The 24310-nt window shown below is 68.6% G+C and carries 18 protein-coding genes; 12 read left to right on the top strand and 6 right to left on the bottom strand.

Annotation, left to right across the window (positions count from 1 at the left end):
* Positions 1–152: 152 nt before the first annotated feature.
* Both QH270_RS19400 and QH270_RS19395 read left to right on the top strand, forming a co-directional pair.
* Positions 153–1367: an acetyl-CoA C-acetyltransferase gene (locus QH270_RS19400; RefSeq protein ID WP_280344374.1), complete on the top strand. Its 1215-nt coding sequence runs from the start codon at positions 153–155 to the stop codon at positions 1365–1367.
* Positions 1368–1406: 39 nt separating this feature from the next.
* Positions 1407–3557 carry a 3-hydroxyacyl-CoA dehydrogenase NAD-binding domain-containing protein gene (locus tag QH270_RS19395; protein ID WP_280344373.1) on the top strand — a complete coding sequence of 717 codons (2151 nt, stop codon included), beginning with the start codon at positions 1407–1409 and terminating at the stop codon, positions 3555–3557.
* Positions 3558–3624: 67 nt separating this feature from the next.
* Here the strand turns inward: QH270_RS19395 and QH270_RS19390 are convergent, their stop codons facing one another.
* Entirely contained in the window at positions 3625–4983 is a 1359-nt protein-coding gene (locus QH270_RS19390) for a PLP-dependent aminotransferase family protein (protein WP_280344371.1), read from the bottom strand.
* Positions 4984–5093: 110 nt separating this feature from the next.
* On the opposite strand from QH270_RS19390, the gene QH270_RS19385 reads away from it, so the two are divergent.
* Genes QH270_RS19385 through QH270_RS19360 form a run of 6 tightly spaced genes read left to right on the top strand, consistent with a single transcriptional unit; the run spans position 5094 to position 12711 of the window.
* Complete coding sequence (locus QH270_RS19385) at positions 5094–5942, top strand: nitrilase-related carbon-nitrogen hydrolase (RefSeq protein WP_280344369.1); 849 nt, start codon at positions 5094–5096, stop codon at positions 5940–5942.
* 16 nt (positions 5943–5958) lie between these two features.
* Entirely contained in the window at positions 5959–7380 is a 1422-nt protein-coding gene (hydA, locus tag QH270_RS19380) for a dihydropyrimidinase (protein WP_110038168.1), read from the top strand.
* 9 nt (positions 7381–7389) lie between these two features.
* The gene (locus QH270_RS19375; RefSeq protein WP_280344365.1) at positions 7390–8412 is read left to right on the top strand and encodes a TIGR03842 family LLM class F420-dependent oxidoreductase; all 1023 of its coding nucleotides are present in this window, start codon (positions 7390–7392) and stop codon (positions 8410–8412) included.
* Positions 8409–9737 carry an aspartate aminotransferase family protein gene (locus QH270_RS19370; RefSeq protein WP_280344363.1) on the top strand — a complete coding sequence of 443 codons (1329 nt, stop codon included), beginning with the start codon at positions 8409–8411 and terminating at the stop codon, positions 9735–9737. Before QH270_RS19375 ends, QH270_RS19370 begins: the two co-directional genes overlap by 4 nt.
* Positions 9734–11236, top strand: a complete 1503-nt coding sequence (locus QH270_RS19365; RefSeq protein WP_280344361.1) for a CoA-acylating methylmalonate-semialdehyde dehydrogenase — start codon at positions 9734–9736, stop codon at positions 11234–11236. Before QH270_RS19370 ends, QH270_RS19365 begins: the two co-directional genes overlap by 4 nt.
* A 26-nt stretch (positions 11237–11262) precedes the next feature.
* The gene (locus QH270_RS19360) at positions 11263–12711 is read left to right on the top strand and encodes an NCS1 family nucleobase:cation symporter-1 (protein ID WP_280344360.1); all 1449 of its coding nucleotides are present in this window, start codon (positions 11263–11265) and stop codon (positions 12709–12711) included.
* Positions 12712–12770: 59 nt separating this feature from the next.
* On the opposite strand, the gene QH270_RS19355 is transcribed toward QH270_RS19360, so the two are convergent.
* Positions 12771–13514 (bottom strand): hypothetical protein, encoded by a 744-nt coding sequence (locus QH270_RS19355; RefSeq protein WP_280344358.1) that lies wholly within the window; start codon positions 13512–13514, stop codon positions 12771–12773.
* A 122-nt stretch (positions 13515–13636) separates the two neighbouring features.
* On the opposite strand from QH270_RS19355, the gene QH270_RS19350 reads away from it, so the two are divergent.
* Together QH270_RS19350 and QH270_RS19345 are read left to right on the top strand one after the other, a co-directional pair.
* On the top strand, positions 13637–14722 hold the full coding sequence (locus QH270_RS19350; RefSeq protein ID WP_280344356.1) for an esterase-like activity of phytase family protein: 1086 nt from the start codon (positions 13637–13639) through the stop codon (positions 14720–14722).
* Positions 14723–14845: 123 nt separating this feature from the next.
* Entirely contained in the window at positions 14846–18388 is a 3543-nt protein-coding gene (locus QH270_RS19345) for a serine/threonine-protein kinase (protein ID WP_280344353.1), read from the top strand.
* A 29-nt stretch (positions 18389–18417) separates the two neighbouring features.
* Here QH270_RS19345 and QH270_RS19340 read toward each other — a convergent pair whose 3' ends face one another.
* Complete coding sequence (locus QH270_RS19340; RefSeq protein WP_280344350.1) at positions 18418–19734, bottom strand: class I SAM-dependent methyltransferase; 1317 nt, start codon at positions 19732–19734, stop codon at positions 18418–18420.
* Positions 19731–21167: an FAD-binding oxidoreductase gene (locus QH270_RS19335; RefSeq protein WP_280344393.1), complete on the bottom strand. Its 1437-nt coding sequence runs from the start codon at positions 21165–21167 to the stop codon at positions 19731–19733. Before QH270_RS19335 ends, QH270_RS19340 begins: the two co-directional genes overlap by 4 nt.
* Positions 21168–21339: 172 nt before the next feature.
* On the opposite strand from QH270_RS19335, the gene QH270_RS19330 reads away from it, so the two are divergent.
* Positions 21340–21774 carry an SRPBCC family protein gene (locus QH270_RS19330; RefSeq protein WP_280344347.1) on the top strand — a complete coding sequence of 145 codons (435 nt, stop codon included), beginning with the start codon at positions 21340–21342 and terminating at the stop codon, positions 21772–21774.
* A gap of 2 nt (positions 21775–21776) precedes the next feature.
* On the opposite strand, the gene QH270_RS19325 is transcribed toward QH270_RS19330, so the two are convergent.
* Positions 21777–22127, bottom strand: a complete 351-nt coding sequence (locus QH270_RS19325) for a VOC family protein (RefSeq protein ID WP_280344344.1) — start codon at positions 22125–22127, stop codon at positions 21777–21779.
* The gene (locus QH270_RS19320) at positions 22124–22954 is read right to left on the bottom strand and encodes a MerR family transcriptional regulator (protein WP_280344342.1); all 831 of its coding nucleotides are present in this window, start codon (positions 22952–22954) and stop codon (positions 22124–22126) included. The genes QH270_RS19325 and QH270_RS19320 overlap by 4 nt, the downstream gene beginning before the upstream one ends.
* 216 nt (positions 22955–23170) lie before the next feature.
* Between QH270_RS19320 and QH270_RS19315 the strand changes: the two genes are divergently transcribed.
* Complete coding sequence (locus QH270_RS19315; RefSeq protein WP_280344340.1) at positions 23171–24304, top strand: sugar ABC transporter substrate-binding protein; 1134 nt, start codon at positions 23171–23173, stop codon at positions 24302–24304.
* The last annotated feature ends 6 nt before the right edge of the window (positions 24305–24310 follow it).

Genomic DNA, 24310 nt, shown 5'->3' with positions numbered 1-24310 from the left:
CGCACACCACGGTAGTATGAACGGGTGGCCGGGATCGCCGGATGGGGCATGGCTCTATGCTCCGCTGGTGCTGCCGGATTTGTACGGCGTCGAAGACGATAGGTCGTGGCGTTCGTGCGGCCACCGCACCCCAAGGAAGGAAACACTCCGATATGACCACAGAGGCCTACATCTACGAGGCCATCCGCACTCCGCGCGGCCGCGGCAAGAAGAACGGCTCGCTGCACTCGGTCAAGCCGATCGATCTGACTGTTGGTCTGATCCAGGAGCTGCGTGGCCGCTTCCCCAACCTCGACGAGGACCAGATCTCGGACCTCATCCTCGGTGTCGTCACCCCCGTCGGTGACCAGGGCATGGACATCGCCCGCACCGCGGTCACCATCGCGGGTCTGCCCGACACCGTCGGTGGTTTCCAGCTCAACCGTTTCTGTGCCTCCGGCCTCGAGGCCGTGAACCTGGCCGCGCAGAAGGTGCGCTCCGGCTTCGACGACCTCGTCATCGCCGGTGGCGTCGAGTCCATGTCGCGCGTGCCGATGGGCTCCGACGGCGGCTCCTGGGCGCTGGACCCGGCCACCAACTACGACGGCTACTTCGTGCCGCAGGGCATCTCGGCCGACCTGATCGCCACCATCGAGGGCTTCTCCCGCGACGACGTCGACGCCTACGCGGTGCGTTCGCAGGAGCTGGCCGCCAAGGCCACCACCGGCGGCTACTTCGCCAAGTCGATCGTGCCGGTCAAGGACCAGAACGGCCTCGTCGTGCTCGACAACGACGAGCACATGCGTCCCGGCACCACCGCCGCCGACCTCGGCAAGCTGAACCCCTCCTTCGCCGGCATCGGTGAGATGGGTGGCTTCGACGCCGTCGCGCTGCAGAAGTACACCTACATCGAGAAGATCAACCACGTCCACCACGGCGGCAACAGCTCGGGCATCGTCGACGGCGCCGCCCTGGTGCTGGTCGGCTCCGAGGAAGCGGGCAAGAACTCGGGTCTGACCCCGAAGGCCCGCATCGTCGCGACCGCCACCTCCGGTGCCGACTCCACCATCATGCTGACCGGCCCCACCCCGGCCGCGAAGAAGGCCCTGGCCAAGGCCGGCCTGACCATCGACGACATGGACCTCGTCGAGATCAACGAGGCGTTCGCCTCCGTGGTGCTGAAGTTCCAGAAGGACCTGAACGTCCCGGACGAGAAGCTGAACGTCAACGGCGGCGCGATCGCCATGGGCCACCCGCTGGGCGCCACCGGCGCGATGATCACCGGCACCGTGGTCGACGAGCTGGAGCGTCGCAACGCGCGCTACGGCCTGGTCACCCTGTGCATCGGTGGCGGCATGGGTGTCGCCACCATCATCGAGCGCGTCTGATCCCCGGCCGACACTTCTCATAGGAGAGAACGAAAAACTATGACTGACAACATCATCGGCTGGGAGAAGGACGCCGACGGCGTGGTCGTCCTCACGATCGACGACCCCAGCCAGGGCGCCAACACCATGAACGACGCGTACATCGCCTCGATGGCCGCGACCGTGGACCGCCTGGAGGCCGAGAAGGACGACATCACCGGTGTCGTGCTCACCTCCGGTAAGAAGACCTTCTTCGCCGGCGGCGATCTGAAGAACATGATGCAGGTGGGCCCGGACAACGCGCCCGAGGTCATGAAGATGCTCAACGACGTCAAGGGCCCGCTGCGCCGCCTCGAGCAGCTCGGCAAGCCGGTCGTCGCCGCCATCAACGGTGCCGCCCTCGGCGGTGGCCTCGAGATCGCGCTGGCCACCCACTACCGGGTCGCCGCCGACGTCAAGGGCTCGGCCATCGGCCTGCCCGAGGTGAGCCTCGGCCTGCTGCCCGCCGGCGGCGGCGTCACCCGCACCGTGCGCATGCTCGGTCTGCAGGGCGCGCTGATGCAGGTGCTGCTGCAGGGTCAGCGTCACCGGGTCACCAAGGCCAAGGAAATCGGCCTGATCGACGAGGTCGTGTCCTCGGTCGAGGAGCTGCTGCCCGCCGCCAAGGCGTGGATCGCGGCCAACCCGGAGGCGGCCCAGCCGTGGGACAAGAAGGGTTTCAAGATCCCCGGCGGCACCCCGGCCACCCCGGCGCTCGCGGCGAACCTGCCCGCGTTCCCGGCCAACCTGCGCAAGCAGATCAAGGGCGCCAACATGCCGGCCCCGCGCGCGATCATGGCCGCCGCGGTCGAGGGCGCGCAGGTCGACATCGACAACGCGTCGCTGATCGAGTCGCGCTACTTCGTCGGTCTGCTGACCGGCCCGGTCGCCAAGAACATGATCCAGGCGTTCTTCTTCGACCTGAACAGCATCAACAACGGCGGTTCGCGTCCGAAGGACGTGCCCAAGCGTGAGATCAAGAAGATCGGTGTCATCGGCGCGGGCATGATGGGCGCGGGCATCGCCTACGTCTCCGCCAAGGCCGGCTACGAGGTCGTCCTCAAGGACGTGAAGCTCGAGGCCGCCGAGAAGGGCAAGGCGTACTCGGAGGCCATCGAGGCCAAGGCTCTCTCGCGTGGCAAGACCACCCAGGAGAAGTCCGACGCGCTGCTGGCCCGCATCAAGCCGACCGCCGACGCGGCCGACTTCGCGGGTGTCGACTTCGTGATCGAAGCCGTGTTCGAGAACCCGGAGCTCAAGAACAAGGTCTTCCAGGAGATCGAGGACATCGTCGACGCCGACGCGCTGCTCGGCTCGAACACCTCCACCCTGCCGATCACCCTGCTGGCCGAGGGCGTGAAGCGCTCCGAGGACTTCATCGGTATCCACTTCTTCTCCCCCGTGGACAAGATGCCGCTGGTGGAGATCATCAAGGGCGAGAAGACCTCCGACGAGGCGCTGGCCCGGGTGTACGACTACACCCTCGCCATCAAGAAGACCCCGATCGTCGTCAACGACAGCCGTGGCTTCTTCACCTCGCGCGTGATCGGTACCTTCATCAACGAGGCCATCTCCATGGTCGCCGAGGGCATCGACCCGGCCACCGTCGAGCAGGCCGGTCTGCAGGCGGGCTACCCGGCCGCGCCGCTGAAGCTCAGCGACGAGCTGAACTTCACCACCATGCAGAAGATCTACAAGGAGACCGCCGAGGCCATCCTCGCGGCCGGTGGCGAGCTCAACGCCGCCTCCGCGAAGACCGCCGAGGTGCTCGACACCCTGGTCGGCAAGTACGACCGCAAGGGCAAGGCGGGCGGCGCCGGCTTCTACGACTACGTCGACGGCAAGGCCACCGGCCTGTGGGACGAGCTGCGCTCGCTCTACAACTCCAGCCGTGAGCTCCCGGAGGGCGTGACCTTCCAGGACCTCAAGGACCGGATGATGTTCGCCGAGGCCATCGAGACCCAGAAGTGCTTCGACGAAGGCGTGCTCACCAGCACCGCCGACGCGAACATCGGCTCGATCTTCGGCATCGGCTTCCCGGCCTGGTCGGGCGGTTCGCACCAGTTCATCGTCGGTTACCCGGGCGGCCAGGAGGCCTTCGTGGCCCGCGCCGACGAGCTGGCGAAGAAGTTCGGCCCGCGCTTCGAGGTTCCGGCCTCGCTGCGCAAGTAAGCAGCACCCGGCTCCAGCCGGTCAGGAAGCCCGTCACCGTTTCGGTGGCGGGCTTCCGTCGTTGTGGTCAGGCGTCGCCGAGGGAGAAGTATTCGGCCTGGCGGGGGCGCGCGGCCATGGCGAGCACGGCGGCCACCTCGTCGACGCCGTCGGTCAGCGGGGCGATGGTCACGCGCACGGCCTCGGGATGCCCGCGGTCGGCGGCGAAGAACGGCCCGCCCGGCGCGACGCGGATGCCGTTGGCCGCCAGGTGAACCAGGGCGCTGCGCTCGTCGGCGACGGGCAGCCACGCGTTGAGGCCCTGGCCGTCGGCGATCCGCACCCCGCGCGTGCCGAGCGCGGTGACCAGGGCGCGGCGCCGGGCCTGGTACTGGTCGCGCGCGAATTCCACTGTGCGGGTGACGGTCTCGTCGCGCAGCATCTCGTACAGCAGGCGCTGCAGGATGCGCGGTGTCCAGCCGGGACCGAGCACGCGGGTGGCCACGATCCGGTCGATGACCTCCTCCGGGCCCGACAGCGCCGCGATCCGCAGGTCGGGTCCGTGCGATTTGGAGTAGCTGCGCACATGCAGCACCTGGTCGGGCAGCCAGCGTCCGAGGCTCACGTCGGGGGCGGGCACCACCGGGCCGGAGTGGTCGTCCTCGATGACCACGCACCGGTGCTCGCCGCAGCGCAGGATCTCGGCCAGTTCGGCGGCGCGCTCGGCGCTCATGGACGCGCCGGTGGGGTTCTGCGCGCGCGGTTGCAGGACGGCGGCGGTGGCGCCGGTGGCCAGGGCGCGCGCGAATTCGTTTGGGAGCAGGCCCTCTTCGTCCATGCCGACCGGGACGGTCTCCGCGCCGATGGAGTCGAGGTAATCGAGGATGTAGGGGAAGGTGGGGTCCTCCACGATCACCCGGTCGCCGAAGCGGACCACCGCCTGCAGGCTGCGGGCGACGGCGTCCATGGCGCCGTCGACCACGGTGAGCGCCCCTGACCTGGTCGGCCAGTCGGCCTGGAGCAGCCGGCCGAGTTCGGGCACCACCGGCGCCTGGTGGTAGTCGGTGGTTTCCGTGCCGAGGGCCAGCCGCGACAGGATCGCGCCGACCTCGGGGAGCAGCAGTGGGTCGGGGGTGCCGAGCGAGAGGTCGAGTCGCGCCGAGGTGGCGCCCTTGGTCATGCCGTCGGTGCGGGAGACGGGACGGGGGCGGTGTCCGCCCTCGGCGACGAAGGTGCCGCTGCGCCCCCGGGAGACCACGAGTCCGGCCTGCGCCAGTGCCCGCCAGCCGTGACTGACCGTCGCCGGGCTCACGCCCAGCCGGCTTGACAGCTCCCGCACGGTCGGCAGCCGATCGCCCGGACGTAGCTCTCCGCTGGTGATCAGGCGGGCGATGGCCCCGGCGATCCCGGCGGGTGTCGGGTCATCGATCTGAATCCGGTCGTTCATTTCCACTTCTCGATCACGGTGCGAGATTTACACTTCCGGCATTGACTGAAATATTCAGGAAATGTTTACCGTCGAAGATAACATAACCAACTTCGGTAGGAGATCGACAGGTGACGACAATCAAGGCAGCCATCACCCAGGCAACGTGGACCGGCGACAAGAAGTCGATGCTCACCAAGCACGAGGGATTCGTCGAGGAAGCCGCGGCCGCTGGAGTGCAGGTCATCTGCTTCCAGGAACTGTTCTACGGACCGTATTTCGGCAATGTGCAGGACAAGAAGTACTACGAGTACGCCGAATCGGTTCCGGGCCCCACCACCGAGCGTTTCGCCGAACTGGCGCGGGCGCACCAGATGGTGATCGTGCTCCCGGTGTACGAGGAAGACCAGCCCGGCGTGCTGTACAACACCGCGGCGGTGATCGACGCCGACGGCAGCTACCTGGGCAAATACCGTAAGCACCACATCCCGCACCTGCCGAGCTTCTGGGAGAAGTTCTACTTCCGCCCCGGCAATCTCGGCTATCCGGTATTCGACACGGCGGTCGGCAAGATCGGCGTCTACATCTGCTACGACCGGCATTTCCCCGAGGGCTGGCGCGCCTACGGTCTCGGCGGCGCCGAGTTGGTGTTCAACCCCTCCGCCACCAAACCCGGTCTGTCCAACCGCCTCTGGGAACTCGAGCAGCCCGCCGCCGCGGCCGCGAATCAGTACTACATCGCCGCCAACAACCGGATCGGCACCGAGACGGCCGAATTCGGCGATGACGCGGTCACCTTCTACGGCAGCTCGTATTTCGTCGATCCGCGCGGCAACTACGTCGGCGACATCGCCTCCACCGACACCGACGAACTGGTGATCCGCGAGATCGACCTGGATCTGGTGCGCGAGGTGCGCAGCGACTGGCAGTTCTACCGCGATCGGCGCCCGGACTCCTACGACGCCATCGTGGCGCCCTGAGCGCGGGAGGTTTCGTATGGCAACGACTTTGATCACGGGCGGCACGGTCGTCTCGGCGACCGGGCGCGGCGCCGCCGACGTGCTCGTCGACGGTGAACGCATCGTCGCGCTGCTCGAACCGGGCAGCACGGTGCTCGGCGCGAATCTCGCCGAGACCGTCGACACGGTCATCGACGCGAGCGGCAAGTACGTCATCCCCGGCGGTATCGACGCGCACACGCACATGTCGATGCCGTTCGGCGGCACCACCGCCGCCGACGACTTCGAGACCGGCACCAGGGCGGCCGCCTGGGGCGGCACCACCATGATCATCGACTTCGCGGTGCAGAAGTTCGGTGAGCGGGTGCCCGAGAGCCTGCAGACCTGGCACGACATGGCCGCCGGGCAGTGCGCCGTCGACTACTCGTTCCACCAGATCATCGGCGAGGTGAACAAGGAGTCGCTGGCGGAGCTGCGCAGGCTGCCCGACGAGGGCATCACCAGCTACAAGCTCTTCATGGCCTACCCCGGCGTGTTCTACAGCGACGACGCGCAGATCCTGCGCGCCATGCAGACCGGCGCCGACACGGGCCTGCTCACGATGATGCACGCCGAGAACGGCCCGGCCATCGACGTGCTCGTCGAACAGCTGCTCGCCCAGGGCAAGACCGATCCGTACTACCACGGGGTGGCCAGGGCCTGGCAGCTCGAGGAGGAGGCCACCCACCGCGCGATCATGCTCGCCGATCTCACCGGCGCGCCGCTGTACGTGGTGCACGTGTCGGCCAAGCAGGCGGTGGCGCAGCTGGCCGCGGCCCGCGATCGCGGCCGCAATGTGTTCGGCGAGACCTGCCCGCAGTACCTGTACCTCTCGCTCGAGGACAACTTGGGCGCGCCGGGCTTCGAGGGCGCGAAGTGGGTGTGCTCGACACCGCTGCGCTCGCGGGAGGAAGAGCACCAGAACCAGGTGTGGCAGGCCCTGCGCACCAACGATCTGCAGATGGTGTCCACCGATCACTGCCCGTTCTGCATGAAGGGGCAGAAGGACATGGGGATCGGCGATTTCTCCAAGATCCCCAACGGCATCGGCTCGGTCGAGCACCGGATGGACCTGATGTACCAGGGGGTGGTGGACGGCCGGATCACCCTGGAGCGCTGGGTGGAGATCACCTCCACGACCCCGGCCAGGATGTTCGGTCTGTACGGCCGCAAGGGCGTGCTCGCGCCGGGCGCCGACGCCGACATCGTGGTCTACGACCCGAACGGCCACACCTCCATCGGCCTTGGCAAGACCCACCACATGAACATGGACCACTCCGCCTGGGAGGGCTACGAGATCGACGGTCACGTCGACGTGGTGCTCTCGCGCGGCAAGGTCGTGGTCGCCGACGGGGAGTACCGGGGGCGCAAGGGCGACGGCAAGTTCGTGCGCCGCGACCAGTGCCAGTACCTGATCTGAGGAGACGCCATGGAATTCGGAGCGGTACTTCAGTGCGACCCGCCGGCCGCGCGCACCGTGCAGCTGGCGAAACTGGCCGAGGCACACGGCTTCAGCCACCTGTGGACCTTCGATTCGCACCTGCTGTGGCAGGAGCCGTACGTCCTCTACAGCCAGATCCTGCACGAGACCAGACGGATCACGGTCGGCCCGATGGTGACCAACCCGGCCACCCGCGACTGGACGGTCACCGCCTCGCTGTACGCCACGCTCAACGAGATGTACGGCAACCGCACCATCTGCGGGATCGGCCGCGGCGATTCGGCGGTGCGGGTGGGCGGCGGGAAACCGACCACGCTGGCCACCCTGCGCGAATCGATCCATGTGATCCGGGAACTGGCCAACTCGCGGCCTGTCGAATACAACGGCAGCACACTGCAATTCCCGTGGAGCACGGGCTCGACGCTCGATGTCTGGGTGGCGGCCTACGGGCCGAAGGCGCTCGCGCTGACCGGTGAGGTGGCCGACGGCTTCATCCTGCAGCTGGCGGACCTCGACATCGCCGAGTGGATGATCGGCACCGTGCGCGCGGCGGCGAAAGCGGCGGGGCGCGACCCGGATTCGATCAAGATCTGTGTGGCCGCGCCCATGTACGTCGGCACCGATCGCGCGCACATGCGCGAACAGTGCCGCTGGTTCGGCGGCATGGTCGGCAATCACGTGGCCGACATCGTCGAGCGCTACGGCACCGGTGGCGTGCCCGAGGCGCTCACCGACTACATCGAGGGCCGCAAGGGCTACGACTACAACGAGCACGGCCGGGCCGGAAACAGTCACGCCGACTTCGTCTCCGACGAGATCGTGGAACGGTTCTGCCTGCTCGGCACCCCCGAGGAACACATCGCGAAGCTGCGGGCACTCGCCGATCTCGGCGTCGACCAGTTCGCGGGCTATCTGCAACACGACAACAAGGAGGAGACCTTGCGTGTCTACGGCGAAACGGTGATCCCGCGGCTGCGGCAGGCCATCACCGCGACGAAGGTGTCGGCATGACCGGGGCGGCGGTCGGCGTCGATCTGGACGCGCGCGCCTACGAACTCGATCGCGCCCATGTGTTCCATTCGTGGTCGGCGCAGGCGAGCCTGGACCCGATGGTGCTGGCCGGCGGCCGCGGCTGCCGGGTCTGGGACCACGCCGGTCGCGAATACCTCGACTTCGCCAGTCAGATGGTGAATGTCAATATCGGACACCAGCATCCGGTGGTCACCGCGGCGATCGCCGAGCAGGCCGCGCGGCTGACCACCATCGGTCCCGCGGTCGCGAACCTGCAGCGCGGCGAGGCGGCGGCGCGGATCACCGCGCACGCGCCCGACGGCATGAACAAGGTGTTCTTCACCAACGGTGGCGCCGACGCCAACGAGAACGCGATCCGGATGGCGCGCCTGCACACCGGCCGCGACAAGGTGCTCTCGGCCTACCGGTCCTATCACGGCAACACCGGCGCGGCGGTGGTCGCGACCGGCGACTGGCGCCGGATGCCGAACGAGTACGCGCGCGGCCACGTCCACTACTTCGGTCCGTACCTGTATCGCAGCGAGTTCTGGGCGGAGACACCGGAGCAGGAGAGCGAACGCGCGCTGCGGCACCTGGAGCGGGTCGTGCAGGCGGAGGGTCCGCAGACCATCGCGGCCATTCTGGTCGAGAGCGTGCCGGGCACCGCGGGCATCCTGGTGCCGCCGCCGGGCTATCTGGCCGGGGTGCGCGCCATCGCCGACCGCTACGGCATCGTGCTGATCCTCGACGAGGTGATGTGCGGATTCGGCCGCACCGGACGGTGGTTCGCGTTCGACGGCTACGACGTGACCCCCGACCTGATCACCTTCGCCAAGGGCGTGAATTCGGGGTACGTGCCGGTCGGCGGCATCGTCATCTCGGATGCCGTCGCCGCGACCTTCGACGAGCGCGTGTTCCCCGGCGGACTGACCTACAGCGGCCATCCGCTGGCGGCCGCCTCCATCGTCGCCGCGCTGGACGTGATGGCCGAGGAGGGCATCGTCGACAACGCCGAACGCATCGGCCGCACGGTGATCGGCCCCGCGCTGGACAAGCTCGCCACTGAGCACCCGATCGTGGGCGAGGTCCGTGGCGAGGGCGTGTTCTGGGCGATCGAGCTGGTCGCCGACCGGACGACCCGCGAACCCGTCGACGCCGCGACCATCGCGCGCGTCAAGGCCGGGCTGGCCGCCAGGGGCGTGCTGGTGTTCGGCGCCGACAACCGGATTCATTTCGTTCCACCCTGCGTGGTCACCGAGGCCGAGGTCGCCGAGGCCGTCGCCGCGCTGAGTGAAGTACTGGCCAACCCTTTGGAGATCCGATGACGCATCCCACCGACACACTCGAGCACTGGGTCGACGGCAAGCCGTGGACCGGGGAATCGACCCGCACCGCACCGGTTTTCGACCCCGCGCTCGGCGTGCCGCGCCGCACGGTCCGGATGGCGACGGCCACCGACGTCAACGCCGCGGTCAAGGCCGCCGCGGCCGCGCTGCCCGCCTGGCGGGATTCCTCGATCGCGACGAGGCACCGCTTCCTGCTGAACTTCCGCGAACTGCTCAACGCCCGCAAGGACGCGCTGGCCGAGATCCTCACCGCCGAACACGGCAAGGTGCTCTCGGACGCGGCGGGCGAGATCGCGCGCGGGCTCGAGGTGGTGGAATTCGCGCTGTCGATGCCGCACCTGCTCAAGGGCGAGTTCAGCCAGAACGCCTCGACCGGGGTCGACGTGTACTCCGTGCGCGAGCCGGTCGGCGTGGTCGGCATCATCAGCCCGTTCAACTTCCCGGCGATGGTGCCGCTGTGGTTCTTCCCGATCGCCATCGCTGCGGGTAACACCGTGGTCCTCAAGCCCAGCGAGAAGGATCCGTCGGCGGCGAACTGGCTGGCCGAGGTGGCCGCCGAGGCCGGACTTCCCGCCGGGGTGCTCAATGTGGTGCACGGTGACAAGGAGGCCGTGGACGCGCTGCTCACCCATCCCGAGGTCGGGGCCATCTCGTTCGTCGGATCGACGCCGATCGCCGAGTACGTGTACCGGACCGCGAGCGCCAACGGCAAGCGGGTGCAGGCTCTCGGCGGGGCGAAGAACCACATGCTGGTGCTGCCCGACGCCGACCTCGACCTGGCCGCCGACGCCGCCGTCAACGCCGGGTTCGGCTCGGCGGGCGAGCGGTGCATGGCGGTGAGCGTGGTGCTGGCCACCGAGTCGGTCGCCGACGAGCTGGTCGCGCGCATCGCCGACCGGATGAAGGACCTGCGCACCGGCGACGGCCGCCGCGGCTGCGACATGGGCCCGCTGATCACCCGCGAGCATCGCGACAAGGTGGCCGGCTACCTCGACACCGCCGTCGCCGACGCGGCGGAACTGGTGGTCGACGGGCGCGCGTCCACCTTCGACGGCGACCCGAACGGCTTCTGGCTCGGCCCCACTCTGATCGACCGGGTGCCGGTGAGTTCGGCGGTCTACCGCGACGAGATCTTCGGACCGGTGCTGTCGGTGGTGCGGGTCGAGGGGTTCGAACAGGCCGTCGAGCTGATCAACGCCTCGCCCTACGGCAACGGCACCGCCATCTTCACCAACGACGGCGGCGCCGCGCGGCGCTTCCAGCGTCAGGTGACCGTGGGCATGATCGGCGTCAACGTGCCGATCCCGGTCCCGGTGGCCTACCACAGTTTCGGCGGCTGGAAGGCGTCGCTGTTCGGCGACGCGAAAGCATACGGCCCCAACGGTTTCGCCTTCTTCACCCAGGAGAAGGCGATCACCTCCCGCTGGCTCGACCCGAGCCACGGCGGCATCGACCTCGGTTTTCCGCGGAACAGTTAGCACGATCGAAGCACTAAGGACATCCGATGACAGAAACTCGGGTACGGCCGTCCGATGACGCGCCGAGCAGTTCCACGCTGGTCAACGACGACTTGGCACCGACTACCAAGGAGACGGCGACCTGGCGTACCTGGGACATCTTCTGCCTCTGGATGACCTCGGCGCACAGCATCGCCAGCTACGGCTTCGCCGTCGGCATGCTCGCTCTCGGCATGTCCGGTTGGCAGACGATGCTCGCGCTGTTCGCCGGTGTGCTGATGCTGTGGCTGGGCAGCAACCTGATCGGCGTCGCGGGGCAGAAGGTCGGGGTTCCGTTCCCGGTCTTCGCCCGCGGCGCGTTCGGGGTGTTCGGCGCGAACATCCCCGCGCTGCTACGGGCCCTGGTCGCGGTGTTCTGGTACGGCATCCAGACCTACCTGGCCTCCACCGCGCTGATGATCCTGCTGTTGCGGGTGGCGCCCGGCCTCGAATCGCTCACCGGCAACGATGTGCTCGGCCTCTCCACGCTGGGCTGGATCGCCTTCCTGGTGCTGTGGACCGTGCAGCTGGCGATCATCAACTACGGCATGGAGGTGGTGCGCAAGGCCTCCGACTTCGCCGGGCCCGCGGTCTGGATCGGAATGATCGCGCTGGCGATCTGGATCCTCGGCAAGGCCGACTGGAGCATCGACTTCAACGCACGGGCGGGGGAACCGCTCAGCGGCGGCGCGACGGTGGCGACCTTCGTCGGCGTGGCGTTCCTGATGGTGGCGTTCATGGCGGGACCGCTGGTGAACTACGCCGATTTCGCGCGCTTCTCGCCCAGCCGCAAGGCCGTGCTGCGCGGCAACGCGTGGGGCATTCCGTTCAACGAGACCGCTTTCGTGGTGCTCTCGATCATCATCGCGCTGGCCACGCTGAAGGTGTACGGCAAGGTGCTCGCCGATCCGGTGGCCCTGGTCGCCGACATCGACAGCGACGTGATCGTGGTGATCGCCGCCGTGCTGTTCGCCACCGCGACCGTCGGGATCAATGTGGTCCTGAACTTCGTCTCGCCGGCCTACGACATCTCCAACGCGGCGCCGAAGTACATCTCGTTCCGCACCGGCGGCGTGATCACCGCGCTGTTGTCGATCGTGGTCCTGCCATGGAAGTTGTGGGAGAACCAGAACTTCATCATCTACTTCCTCGGCGGCGTCGGCGCCCTGATGGGCCCGGTCTTCGGCATCCTCGTCGTCGACTACTACCTGGTGCGCAAACAGCGCACCGTCCTCACCGACCTCTACAGCGACGACCCCACCGGCAGCTACTGGTACACCCGCGGCTTCAACCCCAAGGCCCTGATCGCCCTGGCCATCGCGGGCCCGATCGCGGTGATCGTCGCCCTTGCCCCCGACAACGGCAATATCACCGCCCTCTCCTGGCCGGTAGGCGCCGCCCTCGGCGCCCTGGTCATGTACACCCTCAACCTCCGCCGCGCACCGGCAACGCACTGATCACGCCAGGACAGCCCCGGTTCGCGAACCGGGGCTGTCGGCTTTCGCGGGCTCGGTCCTCAGCGGAAGAGGAGGGCGGCGAGGATGTCGGCGTGGCGGTAGCCGAGGTATTTCTGGACGGTGGGTTCGTCGACGGCCGAGGTGGCGGTGGCGAGGGTGACGACGACGAATTGTTCCTGGGCGCCCGCCTTCCATTTGCCGGTCGCGAAATCGTCGATGGTGGTGCCGGGGCGGGGTTTCAGTGCCTTCTGATCGATCTCGGCGGCCGCGGTCTTCGCGGTGGCGGCGTCGGGCATGACCAGGATGAACTGGGCGAAACGCAGGGCGCCGGCTTCGGCGGAGAGGACCAGTTCGGCGGCGTACCGGCAGCCGAGGGCGGTGAGTTTGCCGTCCTTCTCGATCGGGGCGCAGGTGTCGTGATCGCGGCCCTCGATCCAGTCGGCGCGCAGCGTCACATCACCCATCTTGAAGTCCCACGGGCCTTCGTATTCGGTGTAGCTCAGCTTCGCGTCCGCCTTCGGCGGCTTCGTGGTGGTGGTCGGCTTGGCTGTGGAGGTGCGCACGGTGTCGGAGACCGGCGCCGCGCCCGACGCCGCCACCGGCGATCCGGCGACCGTGTCCTTCGCACCGACCACCAGCAGTCCCGCGCCGCCGAGCAGGGCGAGGACCAGCACCGATGCCAGGACGATCCAGCCCGCGTTCGACTTCGGCGGCCGACCGAGGGGCGGGATCTCCTGCGGTTGGCCGTAGCCCATCGGCTGGCCCCACTGCTGCGGATCCTGGTTTCCGGACGGATAGGTCATCGCGAAGCCCCCCTGTCGGCGCGGGGGACTCTGACCTCCCCCGAGTTCGTGTCATCGACCTTACTGCGGTGTTCGAACGCTGTTCACCCACGGGCACTCCGGGATGGTTAGCGTGACCGGTCATGGGACGTCGGATGACCGCGGTGGTGTTGGGAACGGTGCTGGCCGGGGTGTGCGCGCCCGTCGGCGCGGCGGATCCGGGCGCGGTGCGGGTGCTGGGGGAGCAGGTCGTGGCCAACGACCTGGACTTCGGCGGCACCGTCGTCGGTGGGCTTTCCGGCATCGACTATCTCTCCGCCACCGGCGAATTCGTGCTGCTCAGCGACGACAGGTCCGAGAAGAACCCCGCACGTTTCTACACCGCCCGGATTCCCGTGACCGAAGCCGGGCTGGGAGCTGTGGAATTCACCGGGACGACGCCGCTGCGCCGCCCCGACGGCTCGACCTATCCGCCGAAGTCCGTTGACCCCGAGGACATTCGGGTCGACCCGCTGACCGGCGACTACCTGTGGACCCAGGAGGGCGAGCGGGCGGGCGCCGTGCTCGCCGACCCGTCGGTCCGGATCGCGCGCCCCGACGGCGCGTTCGGCGCCGAGCTTCCGATCCCGGAAAACGAACGGATGCGCGCGGATTCGGGCCCACGCCAGAACCAGGCGCTGGAGGCGGTGACCTTCGCCGCGGGCGGCACGCTGGTCGTCACCGCGCTGGAAGGCCCGTTGCTCACCGACGGACCCGCGGCCACACCGACCACGGGCGCCACCACCAGGATCACCGTGCAGACCCGATTCGGCCCGCTGCTCGCGCAGTACGCGTATCCCCTGGAGCCGGTCTTCGCGGACTCGCGGCCCGAACCCGGCCAGTCCAGCAACGGCGTCACCGCGATACTGGCCGCCGATCCGTTCGATCCGACCCGATTCCTGGTACTGGAACGGGCTTTCGCCAAGGGTGTCGGCAATCGGGTGCGGCTGTTCGAGGTCGACGTGACCCAGGCGAGCAATGTGCTCGACGCGCCGCTCGCGGGCGCGCGACCCGTCACCAAGCGGCTGCTCGCCGACCTCACCGACCTCGGCGTCGACGCCGTCGACAATATCGAGGGCATGACCTGGGGACCGCGCCTGAGCAGTGGTGAGAAGACCCTGGTGCTGGTCGCCGACAACAACTTCGCCGCCGAACAGCGCACCCAGCTCATCGCGCTCGCCATGCGCTGACCAGCGAAGACGATGATCGCGACCGCCACAGCGCCGAATCTCCACCCGATGGATGCGCGATCGCGCTAGCTTGGAGTTGTACACCTGCGCCGGTGACGCCGATTCGCTTCGAGGGGTGGTCACATGGATCCGGAAGAGACCCGCATGCAACGCGGGCCGGCCGAGTCGTCACCGGTAGGTACGCACACGCAGCGCGCGCTCGCCCCCGGCGAGGTCGACGAGACGGTGATCGCCGAACTCGACGCGATGGGACTCACGGCGGCCAAGGAGATCGGGCGCGGCGGCTTCGGCGTGGTGTATCGGTGCCTGCAGCCCGCGCTGGATCGAGTGGTGGCGGTGAAGGTACTGTCCTCGGAGATCGATCAGGAGAGCCGGGAGCGGTTCCTGCGCGAGGAACAGGCGATGGGCAGGCTGTCCGGGCATCCGAACATCGTCGACATCCTGCAGGTCGATGTCACCGCGACCGGCCTGCCGCTGATCGTCATGCCGTACTGCTCGCGCGGCTCGCTGGAGCGGCTCATCCACGACCGTGGTCCCCTGACCTGGGCCGATACCCTGCGTGCCGGGGTGAAACTGGCCGCGGCGATCGAGTCGGCGCATCGGGCGGGCATTCTGCACCGCGACGTGAAGCCGGCGAACGTGCTGATCAGCGGGTACGGCGAACCGCAGCTCACCGATTTCGGCATCGCCCGTATCCCCGGCGGATTCCAGACCTCGAGCAGCATGATCACCGGCTCGCCCGCGTTCACCGCGCCGGAGGTGCTCAAGGGCCATGAACCGACTGTCCGGTCCGATATCTATGGTCTCGGCGCCACCCTGTTCGCCCTGCTCACCGGCCATGCGGCGTTCGAGCGGCAGGCGGGGGAGAAGGTGGTGGCGCAGTTCCTGCGCATCACCACCCAGCCGGTGCCGGATCTGCGCTCCCAGGACATCCCAGGCGACCTGGCCGCCGCGATCGAGAAGGCCATGTCGCCCGATCCGGCCGACCGCCAGGCCTCGGCCTACGAGTTCGGCGAGCTCCTGCGCGACGTGCAGCGCGCGCACGGCCAGATGCCCGACGAGATGGCCCTGCTCGATACCGAACCGGACTCCGACGACACCCCCGAGACCCTGAAAGCGGTGACCGCCCGGCACAGCTGGCCACTGACGCTGCGCCCCGCCGAGACCTCCGGCGCCCGCGGCGGCGGCAACTCCTGCACCCTGCCGCCCACCGCCGCCACCAAGTTCCGGCCGCCCACCCCGGCCCGCGAGCCGTTCCCCCGGCAGCGGCTGCTCGACGTGCTGCGCGCGGGCGGCAACCGCAGGCTGGCGCTCATCCACGCGCCCGCGGGCTTCGGCAAGAGCACGATCGCGGCCCAGTGGCGCGCGGATCTGGTCGCGCGCGACATCCCCGTCGCCTGGCTCGGCGTCGACCAGGACGACGACAGCGAGATCTGGTTCCTCGCCCACCTCATCCAGGCCATCCGGCGGGTGCGACCCGATGTGGGCAACGGACTCGAGCAGGTGCTCGAGGAACGTCCCGCCGACGCCGTCGCCTTCGTGATCGCCACGCTGATCGACGAGATCCACGCCAGCGACCGCAGCGTGGTGGTGATCGTCGACGACTGGCATCGGGTGCGTGACCAGGGCGTGCACCGCGCCATGGCGACGCTGCTCGACAACGGCTGCCACCACGTGCGTTTCGTGGTCACCAGCCGCGACCAGGCCGGGCTGCCGATCAGCAGGCTGCGGGTGCGCGACGAGCTGGTGGAGCTCGGCGCGGCCGAGCTGCGCCTCACCGAGGCCGAGACGCGCCAGATCCTGTTGGAGCGCAACGGTTTCGCGCTCACCGACGAGCAGGTCGAGCAGATCCATCTGGCGACCGAGGGGTGGCCCGCCGCCATCCAGCTGGTCAGCCTGACGTTGCGGGGCAAGGCCGACCCGGCCGCGCTGCTCGGTCAGCTCGCCGAGGGCGGGCACGGCATGCGCGAGTACCTGGCCGAGAACGTGCTCGACAGCATCGAACCGGGCCTGCTCGAATTCCTGATGGCGATCTCGGTGGTCGAGCGGGTGAACGGCTCGCTCGCGGCGGTGCTCGCCGACGTGCCCGACGGCGCGAGCCTGCTGGAACAGGCCGAGCAGCGCGAACTGTTCCTGCACCGGATCGAGCACGACCCGGAGTGGTACCGGATGCAGCCGTTGTTCGCCGAACATCTGCGTGCCCGGCTCGAGCGCGTGCATCCGGGCAGGGCGAAGCTGCTGCACCGCAAGGCCTCCCGCTGGTACGCTGAGCATCAGCTGCTGCGCAAATCGGTCGATCACGCACTGGCCGCCACCGACCTCAAGCTCGCCGCCGACCTGCTGGAAAGCGGCGGCATGGACCTGATCGACGGCTCCCGGCTGGCGACCCTGCTCGGCAGCGTCTCGAAACTGCCGGTGCAGCAGGTGACTTCGCGCTCGAAGCTGTTGATGGCGGTCGCGCGGGCGAACATGAATCTGCAGCAGACCGGCACCGCCCGCTCCGCGCTCGGCCGGTTGTCGAGCCTGCTCGCCCGCAGCGGTGGCGAGCCGGAGCTGGTCGAGCAGCGCTGCGCCGCCACCGTTCTCGATGCCGCCGACCGGGTGGCCCACGACGACACCGCCGAGGTCGTCGAACGGCTCACGCCTTGCCTCGACGCGCCCGACGAGCTGCCCGCCTGGATCGTCTCCACCGCCGCCAACCTGGTGTCCTTCGTCCGGCTCTGCGATTTCGACTTCGACGGCGTGACCGAGATGCAGGACTGGGCCGCCGATTACCACGTGCGCTCCAAGGACCCGCTCGGCCCGGTCTTCGGACTCTGCGCTCGCGGCGACGCCGCCTACGAGCAGCTCGACATCGCCACCGCGACCGAATGTTTCGAGCTGGCCTACGAGACGGCGCGGGCACGGTCGGGGCCGCGCTCGGACGCGGCGCGGGTGGCCGCGGCACTGCTCGGTGAGCTGGCCTATCGGCGTGGCGATCTCGCGGTGGCCGATCGGCTGCTCGACGAGAGCCACGAACTGCTCACCCGGGTCGGGCCGGTCGACTTCCAGATCGCGACCTTCGTGATCGGCGCGCGGGTGAAGGCCGCCCTCGGCGACCAGTACACCGCGGCCGCGCGGCTCGACGAGGGTGCGCGGGTGGCGTCGGAGAACGGCTTGGCCAGGCTCGACGCGCACGTGCGCGCCGAACGATCCCGGCTCGGCCTGAGCAACGGCGACGGCGCCGACCGCTTCACCGTCGAGGTGTCCGGCAACGGCAAACGCCGTCGCTCCGGCGCGGCGGCGCTGATCGCGGAGGCGCGCGAATTCGCCCAGATCAGGACACTGCTCGCCGAACAGCGCCTGCGCGCCGACGACCGGGCGGCCAGATACGCCAGGGTGCTGTACTCCCGGCTGCTCGAACAGTCGCGTCCCCGCGCGGAACTCGACGCGACCCTGTTGCTCGCCGAGTGCCTGGCCGCGGCGGGCTGGGTCGGCGAGGCGACCGGGCTGGTCCTGCCGGTGCTGCGCACCTGCGCCGACCTGGGCTGGACCAGGCCGCTGCTCGACGCCGGGCCCGGTGTCGTCGGCCTGCTGCACGTGCTGCGCACGCAAGCCCATGACGGGCAACCGCATCCGATCCTGAACGAGGTGCCCGCCCACTTCCTGGACGAACTGCTGGGCTGAGCTCGGGCGGACCCGAGCTCAGCCGTGGCCTACGGCTGCCACCAGGGGCGCAGCGGCACCTGCCAGGCGCTGTCGGAGCCCAGCTTCACGCCGAGCACGTGGTGCAGCTGAACCACGTTGCGCTGGAAGCCGAGTCGACAGCCGGCCATATACAGGCCCCACACCTTGGCGGTGCCCTCGCCGACCTCGTCGACGCAGGCGTCCCAGTTCGCCACCAGGTTCTTGCACCATTCGTGCAGGGTCAGCGCGTAGTGCTCGCGCAGGTTCTCCTCGTGCAGCACCTCGAGCCCGATGTTCTGGATCTCGGAGATGATGCGGCCCGAACCGATCAGCTCGCCGTCGGGGAAGACGTAGCGGTCGATGAAGTCGCCCGCCTTCGTGGTGCGGGTGTTGTCCGGCCGGGTGATGCAGTGGTTGAGGAACAGGCCGCCGTCGCGCAGCTTGTCCTTGATGAAGCCGAAGTAGAACGGGTAGTTGTGCACACCGATGTGCTCGGTGAGCCCGATCGAGGACACCGCGTCGAATTCGCCCTCGACGACGTCGCGGTAGTCGCAGTGCCTGACCTCGGCGAGCTCGCCGAGCCCCTCCTCGGCGATCTTCTGCTGGGCCCAGGCGGCCTGCTCGGCCGAGAGCGTCGCGCCGATCACCTGCACGCCGCGCCGGGCCGCGTAGCGGACCATGCCGCCCCAGCCGCAGCCGATGTCGAGCAGCCGGTCGCCTTCCTTCAGCCGCAGCTTGTCGAAGATCAGCCGGTACTTGTTCTCCTGCGCCTGTTCCAGGGTCCAGTCGGGTTCGCCGTAGACCGCGCAGGTGTAGGTCATCGAGGGGCCGAGCACGTACTCGTAGAACTTGTTGGAGACGTCGTAGTGGTGGTGGATGGCCTCGGCGTCGCGAGTCTTGGAGTGGCGCAGGCCTTCCAGCGCGATCCGGCGCCAGCGCGGCAGCGTCTCCTGCGGCGGCGGGGCGACCGGCTTGAGCCGCTCCCAGCCCAGCGAGCGTGCGATGGTGACCAGCGACAGCGCCGACGGGCGGTGGAACTTCATGGCCTGCATGGCCTTCAAGATGTCGTACGGGTCGCCGGGGTGTACGCCCTCGGCCGTCATGTCGCCGGCGATGTAGGCGCGAGCCATGCCGAGATCGCCCGGCGCCGAGGCCAGATAGTTGATGCCGCGTGGGGTCTTGATGTCGAGGGTGTAGGGCGAGTCCTCCGGTCCCGTCGCGCTGCCGTCGTAGGCCCGCAAGCGGATCGGGATCTCACCGTCGATGAGCGTCTCGAACACCTCGGCAATGCTGAGCCGGGTCCCCAGCTCGGCGAAGACCTCGGATCGGTCCTTGAATGTCGTCACTTGCGTTGCACCGCCTTCGAATACAGATTCAGCAGTCGTTGGTCCGGGTCGTAACGTTTCTTCAGTTCGGTGTAGGTCTCGCCGCCGTAGAGCACGGCGAACTCGTCCTCGGCGTAGTAGGAATCCGAGTACAGCGACTTGTGTCCGTCGAATTCGGACACGATCTTCTCGATCGCGCGGTTGGCCGCCCCCTCCGGTTCACCCGGCTTCGTGGGAACGGCGGACCAGAATCCGACATTGACGTAGGTGCGCCGTGGCTCGAGCGGATACAGCGGCCACGGGCGGTCGCCCGCCGGTGTGTCCGCGGTGTCGCGCAACCGCAACGGACACAACCAGATCGGCTCGATCGGTATTTCCCGCAGGAACCACTCGACGAAGTCGGCGGTGCGGTGCACCGGCACCTCGATGTCCTGGACCACGCGCTCCTGTGGCGGGTTGCCCTTGCGGGCTTCCAGGCGGTCACCGATGTGGTACTTGCGGTCGAGGGCGACCAGCTTCCAGTAGAAGCTGCTGCGCCGGTAGGCCTTCGGCCAGAAGCGGCGGATCTTCGGGTTCTGGGTGCCGAAGGCCCGCGAGCACCAGAACCAGTCGGTGTCCCAGCGCCAGAGGTAGTCGTGGATCGTGAGCCGGTCGCGCGCGACGCCCTCGGCGTGCTGGATGGACCGGTAGTAGATGTCCATGCCGGTGTAGTCGCTGACCGGGCCGGGTTCGTCGGTCTGCCGCCCGAGTGTGAGGTAACTCTCGGTGGCGGTGAACACGACGCCGTCTAGATAGTCGACCCGCTCGCCCTGGTAGCTGCGCTCGGTGACGATGCGCTCCAGCTCGGCTTCGAGTTCGCGCAGGTCGTGGAAGCGCACGTGCCGCAGCGCGACGAAGGGCTGGACGGGTTCGAGTTCGATCTTGAGGCGGACCGTGTAGCCGAGCGTGCCGTAGGAGTTGGGGAAGCCGCGGAACAGGTCGGCGGTGTCGTCGTCCGGGCGGACGGTGACGATCTCACCGGAGCCGGTCAGCACGTCCATCTCCAGCACCGATTCGTGCGGCAGGCCGTTGCGGAACGAGGTCGACTCGATGCCCAGGCCGGTGACCGCGCCGCCGAGCGTGATGGTCTTGAGCTGGGGCACCACCAGCGGCGCCAGCCCGTAGGGCAGGGTCGCCGCGACCAGGTCCTCGTAGGTGGTCATGCCCGCCACGTCGGCGGTGCGGGCCTTCGGGTCGACGGCGATCACCTGGCCGAGTCCGGACACGTCGAGGCCGGGCGCGGTGGTCGCCGCCCTGGCCCGGAACAAGTTCGACGTCTTCTTCGCCAGCCGGACGACGGCGCCGGGTGGAATGGCGCGATAGCTGGCAAGCAATCGCTCCACACCCGCTCGGTGCGCGGCATATCCGGACTCGCGTGCGGCCGGTTCGTGACCAGCCCTACCCAAAAGACTCAGTGCCACACTTCGACGCTAGTACGACCGTGCCTGTCCGGCCACCGGATATGCCCGCGCGGCGGGGAAATGTCACGCACCTGTTTCCCACTCGTCCAACCTGGTCGGGCGACTCGTAGCCCGGCAGGGCAGGATGTAACCCGGTCGATTTCGCACCCCCGACAAGGAGTCAACAGTGGGACAGGTCAGCGCAAGCAGTTCGATCACCGTCGCCGCGGATCCGCAGCGCACGCTCGAAGCGATCGGTGATTACGAGACGGTCCGCCCGCGCATCCTCTCCTCGCACTACCGCGACTACAAGGTCGTCGAGGGTGGCAAGGGCGCGGGGACCGTGGTGGAGTGGACCCTGCAGGCCACCGAGAAGCGCTCCCGCAACGTGCGCGCGAACGTCACCGTGTCGGACTCGATCCTCACCGAGCGCGACGCGAACTCCTCGATGGTCAACACCTGGACCGTCACGCCGGACGGCGCGGGATCCCAGGTCACGCTCCGCACCACCTGGACCGGAGCGGGCGGGGTCTCCGGCATCTTCGAGGGCATCTTCGCCCCGCTCGGCCTGAAGAAGATCCAGGCCGAGGTGCTGGGCAACCTGGCGAGCGAGCTCGCCTGAACTCACTCCTTGCCGATGTCGAAGAGATTTCCTTCGGGATCGGCGAGGGTGGCCCACTGCTGGCCGTATTCGTCGAAGTCGCCGATGTGCTTGGCGCCCAGGCCGATCGCGCGGTCGATGTGCTCGCGCCAGTCGACCGCGTGCAGGTCGAGGTGGATGACGTTCTTGCCCGGCGTCTTGTCCGGGACCTGGATGAACATCAGCACCGGCGTGGCGCCCTCGGTCTGACCGACGGTGGCGAAGAACTCCGACGCCTCCGGGTCGACGGTGCGTTCGAGCAGCTGGGCGTAGAACTCGGCGAGCGCGCCCGCGTTCGCGCAGTCGTAGGTGATGTTGTCGATGGTGAGACTCATGGGTTTTCTCCTTCGGTGATGGGCCAGCACACTTCGGTGCGGTATTCGGTGGGATCGCTGGTGAGGTCGGGTCCGACGAGATAGCGCTCGCGGACCGGCCGGCCGGGCGCGACGGTGTCGTGCTCGGCGACGTGGCTGCCGAGGGCGCCGTAGGTGCGGTCGAAGTCCTCGAACGCGCCGGTGTGCACCGCGATGGCGAAGCGCTGTGCGCCGAACTCGGTGATCGCGAGCCCGGCGGGCGGGGTGAGCGCGGCGCCGGGCGGCAGCGGCACGTACGCGGTGACCTCGCCCGCGTCCTCGGTGAAGAACTCGGCCGAATAGGTCGCGCCCGCAACGCCTCCCGGCGTCACTCCGGCCGCGAGCAAGCCGGTGTAGAGCCGCTCGAACGCCTGGTCGCACCAGGCGGAGATCGCGCTGTGATCCACCCGCTCGGTGACCGTGAGCGCGGTGAAGGCGGGCTCGACCCGATAGTCGACCCGCAGCGGCGGCGCCGGGGTGGTGAGCAGGGCGCGCAGCGAGGCGACCACGTCGCGGGTGCGCTGCAACTCCGCTTCCATCCTGGTCAGGTGCGCGCGCAGGGCGGCATCCCGGTCGGCCGGGTCGGCGGCGGCGAGCACGGTGCGGATGTCGGGGAGCGGCATGTCGAGGTCGCGCAGGCGCCGGATCAGGTGGGCGCGATCCACCTGGTCGGTGGAATAGCGCCGGTAGCCGGTGCCCGCGTCCACCGCGACCGGCTCCAGCAGCTCGATCTCGTGGTAGTAGCGCAGGGCCTTGACGCTCAGATGGGTGAGGCGGGCGAACTCGCCGATCGCCACGGTCGCTGTCATGTGCACAAGACAACACCCTCCAGTGGCGGGAGGGTCAACACCGCGAGGCTGTCAAGGAGACCGGACGACACTCTGCGCAGGTGAACGCGAACGGTTTGTCCGATTTCGCCGTTCCGCCGGGCCCGATTCGCATATGTTGTTGACCACAACATATCGAGAGTGGTCTACGTCACAGCGAAAGAAGTGGCGGGACCGCGGTTCGGGAAGGTCACCGTGATGAGGACGAACAACCGGAAGTTCCGCCTGGGGCACGCAGCCGTGGCGCTGGCGCTGTCCGGCGCACTGACGCTCACCGCCTGCGGATCGAACAGCGGCGGCGGCGACGAATCCGACGCGGCGTCGGGCGGCAGCGGCGGACCGACGGTGGGCGTGATCCTGCCCGAGACCGCCACGTCGGCCCGCTGGGAATCCTTCGACAAGCCCATGCTGCAGCAGGCGCTGCGCGCCGAGGGCTTCGACGCCGACGTGCAGAACGCCCAGGGCGACGTGCAGAAGTTCACCACCCTCGCCGACGGCATGATCGCCAAGGGCGTGAAGGTCCTCGTCATCGCCGCGATCAACAGTGAGGTCGGTGGCGCGGTCGCGGCCAAGGCGAAGAAGGCGGGCATCCCGACGATCGACTACGACCGCCTCAACCTGGGCGGGTCGTCCGACTACTACGTGTCCTTCGACAACGTGAAGGTCGGTGAGCTGCAGGGCCGCGCGCTCGCGGACGCGTTGCGGGCCGAGCCGGGCGCCGAGGTCGTCGAGATCGAGGGCGCGCCCACCGACAACAACGCCACCCTGTTCCACCAGGGCCAGCAGAACGTTCTGAAGCCGCTCTACGACAACGGCACGCTGAAACTGGTGCGCTCCCAGGCCATCGACGGCTGGGACAACCAGAAGGGCGGCACCACTTTCGAGCAGATCCTCACCGGCAACGGCGGCAAGGTCGACGGCGTGGTCGCGGCCAACGACGGGCTCGCCGGCGCGGTGATCACGGTGCTGAAGAAGAACGGGCTCAACGGCAAGGTCCCGGTCACCGGCCAGGACGCCACCGCCGAGGGCCTCAAGGCCGTGCTGCGCGGTGACCAGTACATGACCGTGTTCAAGCCCATCCTCGAGGAGGCGCAGACCGCGGCGAAACTCGCCGCCGCGCTGGCCAAGGGCGACAAGGCGGCCGCGGACGCGCTGGCGGTGAACGTGAGCCAGGACCCCAAGGGCAAGCGCGAGGTGAAGTCGGTGCTGCTGCAGCCGCAGACCGTGACGCGTGCCGAGGTGAAGGTCGTCGTGGACGCCGGGTTCGTCAAGGTCGCCGACATCTGCGGTGGCGATCTGGCGGCGGCCTGCGCCGAGCTCGGGATCAGCTGAGGGCCG

The sequence above is a fragment of the Nocardia neocaledoniensis genome (assembly GCF_029868625.1).
Classification (GTDB): domain Bacteria; phylum Actinomycetota; class Actinomycetes; order Mycobacteriales; family Mycobacteriaceae; genus Nocardia; species Nocardia neocaledoniensis_A.
Note: the sequence above shows the minus strand (reverse complement) of the source record. Positions and strands in the feature narration are given on the sequence as shown.